The 13,414-nt window shown below is 71.8% G+C and carries 10 protein-coding genes and 2 pseudogenes; 6 read left to right on the forward strand and 6 right to left on the reverse strand.

Translation table 11 applies throughout. From position 1 onward, the window contains the following. Positions 1-5 precede the first annotated feature (5 nt). Together ACIBLC_RS13265 and ACIBLC_RS13270 are read left to right on the forward strand one after the other, a co-directional pair. Positions 6-815, forward strand: a pseudogene (locus ACIBLC_RS13265) (IS5 family transposase). A 106-nt stretch (positions 816-921) separates the two neighbouring features. Further along, complete coding sequence (locus ACIBLC_RS13270) at positions 922-1,113, forward strand: hypothetical protein (RefSeq protein WP_399210993.1); 192 nt, start codon at positions 922-924, stop codon at positions 1,111-1,113. 54 nt (positions 1,114-1,167) lie between these two features. Here the strand turns inward: ACIBLC_RS13270 and ACIBLC_RS13275 are convergent, their stop codons facing one another. Beyond that, a complete protein-coding gene (locus ACIBLC_RS13275) occupies positions 1,168-1,911 on the reverse strand; it encodes a hypothetical protein (RefSeq protein ID WP_399210994.1) in 744 nt (247 codons plus the stop codon). On the opposite strand from ACIBLC_RS13275, the gene ACIBLC_RS13280 reads away from it, so the two are divergent. Further along, positions 1,879-2,316, forward strand: a complete 438-nt coding sequence (locus tag ACIBLC_RS13280) for a hypothetical protein (protein WP_399210996.1) — start codon at positions 1,879-1,881, stop codon at positions 2,314-2,316. The two genes, ACIBLC_RS13275 and ACIBLC_RS13280, sit on opposite strands and share 33 nt — an antisense overlap. On the opposite strand, the pseudogene ACIBLC_RS13285 reads toward ACIBLC_RS13280, so the two are convergent. Next, positions 2,283-2,465 (reverse strand): annotated as a pseudogene (locus tag ACIBLC_RS13285) (helix-turn-helix domain-containing protein); the annotation flags it as partial. The gene ACIBLC_RS13280 and the pseudogene ACIBLC_RS13285 overlap by 34 nt on opposite strands. A gap of 140 nt (positions 2,466-2,605) precedes the next feature. Between ACIBLC_RS13285 and ACIBLC_RS13290 the strand changes: the two are divergent. Together ACIBLC_RS13290 and ACIBLC_RS13295 are read left to right on the forward strand one after the other, a co-directional pair. Further along, positions 2,606-3,211, forward strand: coding sequence for a hypothetical protein (locus tag ACIBLC_RS13290; RefSeq protein ID WP_056789649.1), 606 nt, complete (start codon positions 2,606-2,608; stop codon positions 3,209-3,211). A gap of 475 nt (positions 3,212-3,686) precedes the next feature. After that, the gene (locus ACIBLC_RS13295; protein ID WP_399210997.1) at positions 3,687-4,478 is read left to right on the forward strand and encodes a hypothetical protein; all 792 of its coding nucleotides are present in this window, start codon (positions 3,687-3,689) and stop codon (positions 4,476-4,478) included. 61 nt (positions 4,479-4,539) lie between these two features. On the opposite strand, the gene ACIBLC_RS13300 is transcribed toward ACIBLC_RS13295, so the two are convergent. Together ACIBLC_RS13300 and ACIBLC_RS13305 are read right to left on the reverse strand one after the other, a co-directional pair. Then, a complete protein-coding gene (locus ACIBLC_RS13300) occupies positions 4,540-6,246 on the reverse strand; it encodes a serine/threonine protein kinase (protein WP_399210998.1) in 1,707 nt (568 codons plus the stop codon). A 236-nt stretch (positions 6,247-6,482) separates the two neighbouring features. Then, entirely contained in the window at positions 6,483-9,563 is a 3,081-nt protein-coding gene (locus ACIBLC_RS13305; RefSeq protein WP_399210999.1) for an FG-GAP-like repeat-containing protein, read from the reverse strand. A gap of 337 nt (positions 9,564-9,900) precedes the next feature. Between ACIBLC_RS13305 and ACIBLC_RS13310 the strand changes: the two genes are divergently transcribed. After that, the gene (locus ACIBLC_RS13310; protein ID WP_399211000.1) at positions 9,901-10,674 is read left to right on the forward strand and encodes a polysaccharide deacetylase family protein; all 774 of its coding nucleotides are present in this window, start codon (positions 9,901-9,903) and stop codon (positions 10,672-10,674) included. An 89-nt stretch (positions 10,675-10,763) separates the two neighbouring features. Here the strand turns inward: ACIBLC_RS13310 and ACIBLC_RS13315 are convergent, their stop codons facing one another. Continuing rightward, positions 10,764-11,801 (reverse strand): TAXI family TRAP transporter solute-binding subunit, encoded by a 1,038-nt coding sequence (locus tag ACIBLC_RS13315; protein ID WP_399211001.1) that lies wholly within the window; start codon positions 11,799-11,801, stop codon positions 10,764-10,766. Next, positions 11,798-13,414 (reverse strand): sensor histidine kinase, encoded by a 1,617-nt coding sequence (locus ACIBLC_RS13320; protein WP_399211002.1) that lies wholly within the window; start codon positions 13,412-13,414, stop codon positions 11,798-11,800. The genes ACIBLC_RS13315 and ACIBLC_RS13320 overlap by 4 nt, the downstream gene beginning before the upstream one ends.

Here is a 13,414-nt window from a genome sequence, read left to right on the forward strand (position 1 = left end):
GGGTCATGGTGGGGATCGTTGAGCGGCTGGTGCCGGACCGAGTTGTGGGAGTTGTTCCAGCGGGTGGTGCCGGAGGCGCCGTCGCGGCCGCAAGGTGGTGGCCGGCGGCGGCACGGTGACCGGGAGGTGCTGGCCGCGATCGTGTTCGTGGCCACGTCGGGCTGTACCTGGCAGCAGTTGCCTTCCGCGTCGTTCGGCCCGTCCGGAGCGACGGCCCACCGGCGGTTCTCGGAGTGGTCGAAGGCCAGGGTGTGGGCCAAGCTCCACCGCCTGGTCCTCGACGAACTCGGGGCGCGTGGCGAGCTGGACTGGTCGCGGTGCGCGATCGACTCGGTGAACATGCGGGCCCTGAAAAGGGGGACCTGACAGGTCCGAATCCTGTCGACCGGGGCAAGTACGGCTCGAAGATCCACCTGATCACGGAACGCTCCGGTCTGCCCATCTCCGTCGGAATCTCCGGGGCCAACCTGCATGACAGCCAGGCCCTGATCTCTCTCGTGAAGGGCATCCCGCCGATCCGTTCGCGCCGTGGTCGGCGGCGGCGCAAGCCGGGCAAGCTCCACGCCGACAAGGGCTACGACTACGCTCACCTGCGACGATGGTTACGCGGGCGAGGCATTACCCACCGCATCGCCCGCAAGGGAGTTGAGTCCTCACAACGCCTGGGCCGCCACCGCTGGACCGTGGAACGCACGATGGCATGGCTCACCGGCTGCCGCCGCCTCCACCGCCGCCACGAGCGCAAAGCCGACCACTTCCTGGCCTTCACCAGCATCGCCTGCACCCTCATCTGCTACCGCAGACTCGCCAAATGAGATGGTCTCGTAGTCGGTCACCATCAAGCCGTTCGGCCACTTCTCCGCCGACGCCGTCGCGACGTAGCGGCGCGGCTGGTTCGTCGGGAGGGGAAGGACCTTGTTAGTGCGGGTGTCGATGGTCTGCCACTTCGACAGGTCGACGCAGTCCTCGATCGTCGCGGTCGGCAGCTTCGCGACCGCGTCGAGCGAGGTCACCTTCGCGTCGTGTCCGAGCTCGCCCCGGATCACGGTGCGCTGTTCCTTCATGTGGGCCAGATCCGAACGGGACTTCGACAGCGCGTCGGTGCTTGCGTAGTTCTCCAGGTCGGTGCCCTTGGCAACGGCCTTCCCGTTCGAAGTTACTCATCGGTCACCCGGTCTGTCCAGAGTCCGAGTCTGTGATCCAGCGCCCTTCGGCGGAGTCGTGCACGTACGCCGGCCTCCCCCTGGTCCCGCTCGTGCGGAACGGCTTCCCGCCGTCCGTGATCCGCACCGTCCCCGTACGGCCCCCGGCGCTCCACTCCAGCTCCAGGTACCAGCGGCAGTCGCAGCCCGCCGTCCGCGCGGAGACCAGCAGCTCCTCGGGGTCGGAGGAGGTGACCTTGTACGGGAAGGAGACGGCCGGGATCTTCCGGACCTTTGCGCCGGAGGCGTCAAGGCCGTCGACGGGCCTCGCGAGCGGGCGCGGCCGGTCGAGGTCCACGGCGAAGTGGCGCGGGGTGACGGCGCCGCCACAGCCGTTGTCCATCCGGTACGCGTTCCACGGCAGCGGCGCGGCGCGGTCGACCACGCGCACGTGCAGGGCATGGAGGACGACGGCGTCGGACGGCGACCGGCCCTGGACCGTGATCCGCACCAGCGCCTCCCCGCCGTGCACGGCACCGTGCGTCCCGGCCCACGCCCCGGAGTCGGCCGCGACCGGCGGCGGGGCGACCGCGCGGGGGGCCCGGTCCACGAGGTAGGTGTGCCCGCAGCCGCCCTCCCAGAGCTGGGAACCGATGCTCCAGGTGAAGGGGAGGGGGGCCGCGGTCCGCCCCGGAGCGGTGGAAGCGGGAGCGGGGGCGGAAGCCGTACGGGTGGGGTGGCCGAGCAGGGCGGCGGCGAGGGCGAGCACGACGAGGGCGACGGCGGCGGCGACGAGGGGAGCGGGGGCGCCGCGACGGGGTCCGGCGCGGTCGGGTCCGGCGCGGTCGGGTCCGGCGCGGTCGGGTCCGGCGCGGTCGGGTCCGGCGCGGTCGGGTCCGGCGCGGTCGGGTCCGGCGCGGACGGGTCCGGGGCGGTCGGGTCCGGGGCGGGGCCGGGGCCCGGTTCCGGCGCGGACGGTTCCGGGTTCGATTCCGGCGCGGACGACACGGCTGGCACAGGCGTGGGCGCGGGCGAGGCCGCTCGGCGGCGGGCGCGGTCCGCCTCCGTCCAGGCCGCCTCCAGGGCCCGCCGTTCCTCCTCGTCCGCCCCGCACAGCAGGGCGAGGCGGTCGACCACGGCGAACTCCTCCGGGACGGTCGCGCCCGAGCAGTAGCGGTGGAGGGTGGACGCGCTGACGCTCAGCCGCCGGCCCAGCGCCTCGTAACTCCTCCCGTCCCGCGCCTTCAGCGCGCGCACGAGCCCCGCGAACTCCTCGACGGCGGCGTCCTTCGGCATTCCATCCCCCTCGACCCTGCGTCCCATTCTTCACGTCCTTGCACGTCAGCGGGGGTGGAATGGTTCCGGGACGGCTGGTGGGCGCGTGATCGTTGCAGCCGGCGGGCGCCGGCCCCACGCTGGTTGAGCACTGACCGAACGAACGACCCGACGGGGGATCCACCACCATGAACAAGCTCCGCACCGCACTCGCCACCGCAGCCGCTGCCGCACTGGGCCTCGCGGCCCTCGCCACAGCCCCGGCGCAGGCCGCTGCCCAGCCCGCCTTCCTCGCCGCCTCCCAGATGCCGCCGTCGTCGACGCCGTGGACCGCCACCCAGGTCTTCACCGGCGTCCCGGAGAACGGCGGCGTCCTCTGCGCCCCGTACAAGATCCCGGCGCAGAACACCCGCTACCGCGAGTTCAGCACCGAGCTCGACACCAACGGCGTCCAGGTCACCACCGTCGCCCGTACCGAGGCCGACGCCGTGAAGCTGGTCGACACCCTCCGCGGGGCCCTCGCCGGCTGCGGCCCCCTGCTGGAGCAGCAGAACCCGGGCCTGCAGGCCGTCAGCGCCTCCCACGGCAAGCTCGCCGTCGAGGAGGGCGCCTGGGTCTACAGCCTGGACACCGCCGACCCGCAGATCGGCATCTCCGACATCCACCTGTTCTCCGTCGGCCGCGACGGCCGCACCGTCACTCTCGTCCGCTGGGGCCAGATGGGCGACCTCGAGGACGCCCCGCTGACCGCCTTCCGCACCACGACGAAGACCGCCGTCAACAAGCTCCACTGACCCGGGGGCTCCCCCGAGGGCTGACCACAGCTCGACAGCGGCGCGGCCGGAACCCGGGCGCGCCGCTGTCGTGCCCACCTGCTCCGCCGGCGGCGACCACTTCCTGGCCTTCACCAGCATCGCCTGCACCCTCATCTGCTACCGCAGACTCGCCAAACGAGATGGTTTCTTAGGCGCGAGCGAGTCCGAGAGGGACGGATCGGGCGGCGGGCGTTGTCGGTGATCCTGATCCGGACGTGAGGTGACCAGCGGCGTGAAGACGGACGGGCACGCGGGCGTGTGACGCAAGGTGGCGGCGGCCAACTGGCTTTCACAGTCGGCGTGTTGCTGTGTCACGACTGTGTGACCGCGCTGTTCTGAAGCGAGGACAGGCGTGACCTGTGGGGTCTGGGAGAACTCATAGTGATCACAGAGCGGGAAACGGTGGAAACGCCGGAAGCTTCCGCTACCCCGCCCCCGGAAGGAATCTCCCGTGATGAACCGCCACCTGCGCCAGGCCATCGTCGCCACCGCCATGCTCAGCGCCGGACTGTTGATGACGGCATGCCAGAACGGCACCGCCGACAGCTCCTCCAGCAAGAGCCCCGCGGACACGGCAAGCCCGGTGGCGGCCGCGGACAAGGCGTCGGGCTCCAAGAAGTCGAAGGGCGTCAGCGGCTCGTTCAAGAACGGCAAGGTCACCTATCTCGCCTCGGGCAAGTACATCGTGTCCGTACCGGGCAAGGAGGACCAGCAGTTCTGGGTCGCCGACGACACCGAGGTCTACGGCGCCGGCACGATATGCGGCGAGGCGGGGGCGAAGGTGGACGCGCCGTGCACGCTGGACCAGTTGGAGGCGGCCCTCAAGAAGGGTGCCGTGAACGCGGACGTGGAGATGAAGGACGGCATCGCGACCCTGGTGACCGAGCGCCGCGCCGCCCAGCAGGACTCCGGCTCCGACGAGGGCTCCGACTCCCGCGACACCGTCGTCGAGGGCATCGACGAGGGCAACGGCGTCAACGGAACCTGGTTCGGCAACGTCTCCTACCTGGCGCCGGGCAAGTACACCGTCACCGACATGAAGGGCACCGAGCAGCAGTTCCTCGTCGCCGACGACACCAAGATCATGGGCTACGACGACATCTGCGACGCCGTGAACACCGGCCCTGGCGGCGAGGGTGGCATCGAGTGCACCGAGGCCCAACTGGAGAAGGCCGCCAAGAAGGGCTTCTCCGCCGAGGTCGAGGTCACCAACGGCATCGCGACCACCATCACCGACGACCACTGAGCCGCGGGCCGGCCGCCCCTGAGTCGTCAGTGACGGCGACGGCGTACCGACTTGATGTGGGTCAGCGGATCGTCCAGGCCTGGTTGTCCCAGCCGCTGCACTCCCACAGGACCACCACCGTTCCGCTCGAGCCCCCGAAAACGCCGACGCATTTCTGCGACTGATCGCCCAGCAGTTCCTTACCGGAGAAGTGGAATCGCTGGCTGGCGTCGCCGCCGCACCCGGTCAGTTGGATCTCGGTCCGGTCGGCGGTCGCCCCTCCGGCCACGGTCATGCATTTCCCCGCTGACCGGATGCTCCCGTCCGAGCGGATGAGCCATCGCTGCGCCGCGGAGTCGTCGCACGTGGCCTGGACCAGCTGTATCCCGTCGGTCCCGGAGCCGCTGCTCAGGCACTTCCCCGAGCCGTCGACCACCAGGGCGTGACCGGCCGGGGCGACCGATGAGCCGGATCCGCTGTCCGTGGTCGGGCTCTCGTCTCCGGGTTCCGGGGCCGAAACCTCTTGTCCGGCCAAGGGCGTCGACCCCTGCGAGGGGGTGTCCGTCGGCGGTGACGTGACACTGGGACTCGCAGAGCCCGACGGTGAGGATTCGGAAGAGGCTGTCGGTTTGTCCGCGGACCGCGACGTCGTGGTGTCGCCGGCGGGGAGTGGGCCGGCCGACGCCGTGGCGCTGCCGGCGTTCTTCTCCGTCGTCGTGTCGACCAGCAACGCGATCGTGATCAGTGCCGCCGTGGCGACCGCTGTGGCCAGGACGACCCGCTTCTTCGAACGGCTCGTACGGCTCCAACGGCCCGTTCGGCCGGCGGGCCGCGGTGCCTGCGGGTCGGTCGTGACCGGGGCCGGCTTGGCCTCCGCAGCCTGAGCGTCGGCCGCCGTACGGGCGGCGGGCGGAGTGGCAGGCGAAGTGGTGGACCGAGTGGTGGAGTCGCCCACTCCGTGTATTCGCTGCGGGTCGGCTCCCGAGGTCCGCAAGAGGTGCTCGGCGTCCTCGGCCGATATCCGGTCGGCCGGGTTGCCGGCGAGCAGGGCCTGGATCAGCGGGGTCAGCGGCCCCGCGTCCCGGACCTCGGGAGCGGGCTCCATGGCGATGGCGTACATCGTCGCCGTGACCGTGTCCCGGAGGAACGGTGAGCGCCCGTCCACCGCCTGGAACAGCGTGGCGCCCAGTGCCCACAGGTCGGCCTCCGGGCCCGGCTTGGCGCCGACGAGACGCTCGGGGGCCATGAAGTCGACCGAACCCACCAACTGGCCGGTGCGGGTGAGGGTCGAGGTCTCGGCGGCCTGGGCGATACCGAAGTCGGTGAGGACCACCCGGCCGTCCTCGGCGAGCAGGACGTTCGCCGGCTTCACGTCCCGGTGCAGAATCCCCGCCCGATGCGCCGCCTGTAACGCGGCGAGCACGCCACGGCCGATCCTGGCGGCCTCTTCGGGCGGGACCGGGCCGTGCGCCTTGATCAGGTCACTGAGGGTGGTGGACGGCACGTACTCCATGACGATGATGGGCAGGCCCTCGTCCTCCACGACATCGTGGACGACAACGACATTGGGGTGGCTGATCCGGGCGGTGCTGCGGGCCTCGCGGCGGGTGCGCTCGAAGAGAGTGGCGAGTTCGTCGGCGTCGAGATGCGGCTGGGGGTGGAGCTTCTTGACGGCGACCTGGCGGGTGAGGAGATCGTCGTGCGCGCGCCACACGGTGGCCATGCCGCCTCGGCCGAGCCGGTCGAGAATGCGGTATCGGCCGGCGATAAGCCGTCCTTCGTCGGACACCGTGGGTTCCTTTCGGCTGCTTCAGGGACCGATCCGGCCAGCGGCGTCATGGGGCTCCTTCGCCCGGCCACCCGCCCAACAGCCCCTCGATCAAGGCCAGTTTAGGAGCGCACTGCCAAGCCGCGTAGGCGGTCGTGCCGATGCCGGGTGACGACCTCGCATCGATGTCGCTCACCGATGTCGCTCATCGAAGGGCCTACGAGGTGAGCGGTGAATCGCCGGAGGTCTTCAGGACGTCAGAAGACGCCCTTGTACGCCTGCCATCCCGAGGCGGTCTTCGTACGGGGTCCGAACGACCCCTTCCCGTCGCCGTTGTTGCGCCACAGGTTGCCGGAGGTGTCGCGGGAGATGATGTCCGCCCTGCCGTCGCCGGTGATGTCGCCGACGCCGACGATGGTGTTGTAGGAACCGCCCCACGCCGCGAACAGCTTCACGCGCGCCTTGAAGGTGCCCTTGCCCGTGCCGAAGTACCGGTACAGGTTGTTGGACTTGTCCTGGGCGATCAGGTCACCGACACCGTCGCCGTTGAGGTCGCCGACGCCCACGATCTTCTTGTACGTCTTCCAGTTGGAGTAGAGCGTCACGCGCGCCGACAGTTTGCCCGACGAAGTGCCCTTGTAGAGGTAGACGGCTCCCGTGGAGGAGTTGCGGGCGATGAGGTCGGGGCGGCCGTCGCCGCTGACGTCGCCGGGCGAGGTCAGCACGTCGTACTGGTTCCAGCCCTTGCCGAGCGAGGTGTGCGGGGTGCTCGTGATGAAGGACTGGCCGCGCATGGTCCGGTACACCCGCAACTCGCCGCTGCTGAACCGGACGAGGATGTCGTTGCGGCGGTCGCCGTTGAGATCGCCGAACGGGACCGGCGTCACGGAGGAGGGCCAGCCCGAGGCCGACATGCTCGTGCCGAAGGCGCCCGTACCGTTGCCCGGCCGGTAGCTGATGACGCCGGACGAGGTGAGGGTCAGGACGTCGCCGGTTCCGTCGGGCGCCCAGGTGCCGCTGTTGGTGAAGTCGTGGCGTACGGCGGCTCCGTCGGACACCCGAACCGTCTGGGACACCGTCAGCGCCGGTCCTGAACCGTCGGCGGGCGGGGCCGTCAGCTTGAAGGTGTACGTGCCGTTGGGGACGAGCGCGCCCTTGGTGTCGCGGGTGTCCCAGCGCGCTGTCAGGTTGCCGCTCACCGCTCCGCCGGAGAGCGTGCGGACCACGCCGCCGGTGGCCTTGCTGGTCACTGTGGCCGTCCAGGAGGCTGCGGGCTTGGAGAGCAGTCCGCGCCACTGCCACCACGGGCTGCCGGCCGCGCCGCTATCGCCCGAGTTGTCGGTCACCTCGGACTCGGTGACGGCGAGGCGTTGGGTGGCGACCTCGCTGGGCACCAGGTGGATCCGCTGGTCCGCGTCGACGTAGGCCGCGGGCCCGCCGAACTTGTCCACGGTCCAGGTCACCCCGCGCAGACCGGAGGTGCCCGCCGCGAGGTCGCCGATCTCGCGGGTCGCCGCGGTGCCGTCGGCGAAGGCGGTGAGGAGGAGCGCCCCTGCCGCGGTGTCGTGCCGGACGAGGTAGCCGTCACCGAGCAGGGCCTGGCCGGACGGGACGGGGATGTTCTTCTTCGCCGTACGGTCCCAGACGCCGGCCGTCGCGGTCGGGCCGCACGACCAGTAGATCCAACGGCCCACCGCCTGAAGCTCCTTGGGGACACACGGGGCGCCGGTGCCGACGGTGTCGGTGGTCCTGCCGGTCTTCAGGTCCTTGGCCGTGACGACACCCGTGCCGGAACCCGGCGTCCACAGGCTGGTCCCCCAGACGGAGGCGGCCGTGACGGAGCGGGTGACAACGGGCTGCAGATCGCTGTAGACGCCCAGGTCACCGACGTACTGCTTGGTGGGGGAGGTGCCGTTGACGATCGCGTAGCGGCCGGTGACGTCGAGGACGGTTCCGGCGGTCGAGGGCAGGAAGAAGCCCGCCTGATTGTCGAGGGACTGAACGTACGAGTCGACGGCGGGGTCGGGCTCGGCGGTGAACGTCACCACCTGTCCGTCGCCGGTGGCATAGGGGCCCGCCCCGCGGCCGTTCCAGGTCTGCCAGGTCGGCGCGCCCGGCGTCCCGTCGGCGGCGATCCGCCGTGTGTAATAGGCGCCCATGAAGCTGCTGTCGGCCTCGTCGGTGGCCAGGGTGCCGTTCTGCAGTGACAGCCGGTCGATCCTCGCGGCCACCGGCGGTACGGCGGTCAACTCCGTCAGCGTCGGGGTGTCCGCCCCCGTGTCGGTGACCCGGCGTACCGCCCAGTGCCCGGCGTCGGTTCCGCCGACGGTCAGCAGACTGCCGTCCGGTGCCGGGACGAGGGAGGTGTTCGCGTGCCGGAGCAAGGTGATCGGGTCACCGCCCGCGAGGGGGACGGCCATGAGGCGCTCGCCGGACTTGTCGGCCCAGTTGCTCGGGTCCGACGGCACGGAACGGGCGACTACCAGCCAGCCCCCGGCGATGCCCACGTACGGGCTGCCCTCCGTGCCGGGCAGCGGCACCGTCGTCCCGGCCGCGGAGAGGTCGGCGCGGTCAAGGACGTGTGCCACCTTGATGTCGGACCACCAGACCAGCCGGTCCGCGCTCAGCGCGACGCCGGTCGGGGCGGCGGGGACAACCACATCGGCGGTGACGCTCGCGGTGGCCAGATCCACCAGCGCGAGGTGCCGCTCGCCTTCCGCCGAACCGTAGTTGATGACGGCGGTATCGCTGTCTCCGCCCAGCACACTGAAGTTGACCTTGATGCCGGTCGGCCATCCCTGGACGAGAGTGCCCTCGGCGGGAGCGCCGTCGCCGTACAGCCACAGCACCCGGTTGCCGTCGACGTCCCGGGCCTGGGTCAGCACATGGCTGCCGAAGGTGGCCGTGTACGAGCCGTGGGTGAGGGCGACGTCCGTGGTGGTACCCGCGGGGACGTCCCGGAGGACCACCTTCTGGCTGGACGAGACGACATCGGTCACGACGTCGGACGACGACCCCAGGTATGCGGGGAGTTCGAGCCGGGACAGGGCGCCGAGCTCGGTCGTCGCACCGGTGGCGTACGACGTCCACTGGTAGCCGGAACTCCCCTCCTGGGCATGCAGATAGCCGCTGGGGCCGACGCTGTGGATCCGGTCCCGGCGCGGTATGTAGCGGTCCGACTGGAAGACCTTCTCCGCGGCGAGGGCGGTGCCTGCGAGGGCGGTGTCTGCGACACCGTTGTCCGCGTCGGCCGTGACGGCGAGCGGGCCGGGACCGACGGTCACGGCGAGGACTGCCAACGTGGCGACGAGGGCATGGGCGGTGGTACGACGGGCCATCGTCGCCTCCTGGGCTTCTCAACAGAAAAGGCGTGAGGGGACCGCGACGGCCGTTCAGGCGCGCGTCGACGGTGTCGCGAAAATGTTCAGCCCCCCGGCTGCCCCCACGCACAGCGGGATGACAGTAACAGCAGGTCCCAGGCGTATCAGGAGCTCCAGGGTAAAGAGATCGCTAAGGGCCCGACTCCGGCCGTCGCTCGCCCAGTTGTCAGGAAACCACTCCGGGATTGTCCTTGATCGGTAACGGACGCATCCGGTGGCCGCCGTCACTCGTCCTGCCAGGTGGTCGCAGGGTGACCGGGGCATCGGCGAGTAACTGCGGGGAAGCGGGGCGGACATGGCACGGCACGGTGGACGGCGGGGCTGGTACGGCAAGGTGCTCGGCACGGCGCTCGGGGTGACGTTGCTCGCCGCCGGTGCCTCGGTGTGGACCGCGCAGGCCGGTGCCGTGGGCGGCTCGTCGCCGAAGGGGAGCGCGTCGGCCGGGCCGGGCGGTGACGTCGAGCCGGTCGCGGTGACCATCGCGCACGCCTCGGACAAGGGGGCGCGCGGCGTCAACATCACCATCGACGACGGCCCCGACCCCGTGTGGACCCCCCAAGTGCTCGACGTACTGCGGGAGTACGGGGTGAAGGCCACGTTCTGCATGGTGGGGACGCAGGCGCAGGCCCACCCGGACCTCGTGAAGGCGGTGGTCGCGGCCGGGCACCGGCTGTGCGACCACTCGGTGTCGCACGACACCACCATGGACAAGAAGACCCAGGCCTACCAGTCGCAGCAGATCCTCGACGCCGAACGCATGATCACCGAGGCGTCCGGGGGCGTACGACCGATGTACTACCGGGCGCCCGGCGGGGCCTTCACCCCGTACAGCCGCAAGCTCGCCGCGTCCCGCGGTATGCGCCCGCTGGGCTGGAACGTGGACACCAAGGACTTCGAGCAGCCGGGCACGGACGCCATCGTCGCCAGCGTCGAGCGGGAACTGCCCAACGGGCCGACGGTCCTCTTCCACGACGCGGGAGGCGACCGCTCCGAAACCGTCGAGGCCCTGCGCCGGATCCTTCCCCAACTCAGGGAGCAGGGTTACTCCTTCGGCTTCCCGGTGCGCTGAGCCCCCGCCCGGGGCGGGTACCGCCCTACGCGGTGGTCCTCGGCGTTGCCGCCGTTTCCACGCTGCTCACCGTGGCCGGGCCCGCGGGCTCAGCCGTGCAGCGAGCGGTACGCGGCGACCGCCCCGGGGTGCAGGGGGATGCTGCCCGTGCCGATCAGGCTGCCGACGTCGAGGAACTGGGTGCCGACGGCGTTGTCGGGAACGAGGGCCGTCGCGCGCAGGACCAGCAGGCGGGTGAGCGCTTCCGTGACGCCGCGGGGGAGGTCGGGGCGGCACACCAGCAGGTTGGACACGCCGATGGTGGCGACTCCCCCCGCTGTCCGGTACGCGCTCTGCGGCAGGGAGACCTCCTCCAGGCCTGCCCCGGCCAGGCCGTCGCGGCCGCCGAGCCGGGACAGCAGTCCGGCCAGCGGCAGGAACCGCAGTCCGGGGTCGTCGTCGAGATCGGTGAGGGTCGGCAGGGGTACGCCGCCCGCGACGAGCAGGGCGTCGACCGAGCCCGCCCGCATCGCGTCGGCGGCGTCGGCCAGCGGGAGGTGCAGGACGGGGACGTCGGTGCCGGGGGACAGGCCCGCGGCGTGCAGGATCCGTTCGCCGAGTACGGCCGCGCCCGATCCGGCCGCGCCGAGCGAGACGGGGTGCCCGGCCAGGTCGGACACGGCGCGCACGGGCGAGTCGGCGCGGACGACGAACTGGAGGTAGGTCTCGTACACCCTGCCGATCGCGCACAGCGGCACCGGACGCGGGAAGAGGCCGGTGTCCTGGGCGGCCCGCGCGGTGTCGGTGAGGACGAGTCCGAGATCGGCACGGCGGTCGCGGAGCAGCTCGATGTTGGTGACGCTGCCGGCGGTGGTGCGGATGCGGCAGCTCAGGCGGGGGTACGCCGCCGTCAGTTCCGCGGCGAGGCCGCGGCCGAACGCCTCGTAGAACGCCGTGGGCTCCCCGGTCGCGAAGCGCAGGACACCGCTCGGCCCCGGACGCTGCCGGGAGGCGTCACCCGTGAGCGCACCACCGAGCACAGCGACGGCCACCGAGCCGAGGGCGGCGTGGAGAAGGCTGCGGCGGTCTACGGGGTGGGGGGTGAGGCGGGGGTGCGGGTGCGGGTGCGGGCCAGCGCGGCGGGTCATGGCGCACCTCCGCCGCTGTCGGCTCCGGCGGTCCCGTCGGTCCTGTCGACCCCGCTGGTCCCAGCGACCCCGGCGAACCCAGCGACCCCGGCGAACCCAGCGACCCCGGCGAACCCAGCGATCTCATCGACCCCGTCGGTCCCGTCGACCCGGGCGGACCAGTCGACCCCAGCAGACCCGCCGGACCCAGCGACCCCACCGGACCCGTCGACCCCGTCGACCCCACCCCCCGGCACCACCGCCCTCCCCCGCAACCCGCGCGGTCGCGCCGACACCAGTTCCAGGTGGCCGCCTCGCCCCGCCAGTAGTTGTTCGGCGATGGCCAGCCCCAGGCCCGTACCCGCCGTGCCGTCGTGGCGTCGGCGGCCCGAGCGCCAGAATCTGGTGGTGGCCTGGGCGATCTCCTCGGGGGTCAGGCCCGGTCCGTTGTCCGTCACCGTGAGGACCGCGTGGGGGCCTTCGGTGGTGCAGCGCAGGGAGATCTCGGCGTTGTCGCCGGCGTAGTTGATGGCGTTGTCGAGCAGGATGTCGGTGATCTGGGCGAGTTCGTGGTCGGTGCAGGCGGCCATGACCGGGCCCGGCGCGGCCCGGAGCGTGAGGTGGGCGCCGGCGCGGCGGGCGACCGGGTCCCACAGCCGGTACGCGGCGGCCGCGACCGCCGCCGCGTCGCAGCGGGCGTCGGAGCCGTCGGTCACGGTCAGCTCCCCGGCCCGGTGTTCCGCGGCGGCCAGGGCCAGCATGCCGTCGAGCAGGGTCTCGAGCCGGTCGAGCTCGGTGGTGACGCCGGTGTACGTGCGGTCGGCGGACGCGGGCAGGTGGGAGTGCAGGGCGTCGACGCGCAGCCGGAGCGCGGCCATGGGGTTGCGCATCTGGTGCGAGGTGTCGGCGAGGAGTCTGCGCTGCTGTTCCAGGGCCGCCGTGACCGTACTCGCCATGCGGTTGAAGCCGGTCGCGAGCTGGCGCAGTTCGGGTGGACCGCCGGCCCGGCTCTGTTCGGGCGGGAGTCCCGCGGCGAGCTGGCCGACGGCCCGGTCGAGGCGGCGCAGCGGGCTGACCACCCACTCCGTCGCGCCCCGGGCGAGGACCGCGCAGGCGACGGCGACCAGGGCTGTCCCGGCGAGGACGAGGGCCCAGCGCCGGGTGATGTCCTCCACCGCGGTCCCGACCGAGGCCCGCAGCACGACGGCCCCGGAGACCCGGGTCCCGGTACCCGCGGACTCGGCGAACATCCGGTACCCCCGTGACCAGGGGCGCAGCGAGCGCGCGGGACGCGCGGTCTGGTTGCGCAGCGCCCCGTCGAGCAGCCGGGCCACGGCGGGATCGGCGGCCCGCATACCGCCGGTCTGCACGACGGGGCGGCGGCGTGTGTCGGTGACGACGAGCGGCTCCCCGTACAGCTCCGTGAAGCGGCGCGCCTCGGCGGTGACGGCCGAGGTGTCGCCGCTCGCCGCGGCCTGGTCCATGAGCGAGGCGAAGCGGTCGAGGTCGGCGCTGCGGGCGAGGACGAGCTGCTGGGTGCGGTCGGACGCGGTGAACAGCAGCAGCGGTACGGCGAACGCGGCCACCGCGATCACGACGAACAGGAGCAGAGCGGCCTGGACCCGGGTGCGCAC

The organism is Streptomyces sp. NPDC050535, assembly GCF_044457665.1.
GTDB lineage: Bacteria > Actinomycetota > Actinomycetes > Streptomycetales > Streptomycetaceae > Streptomyces.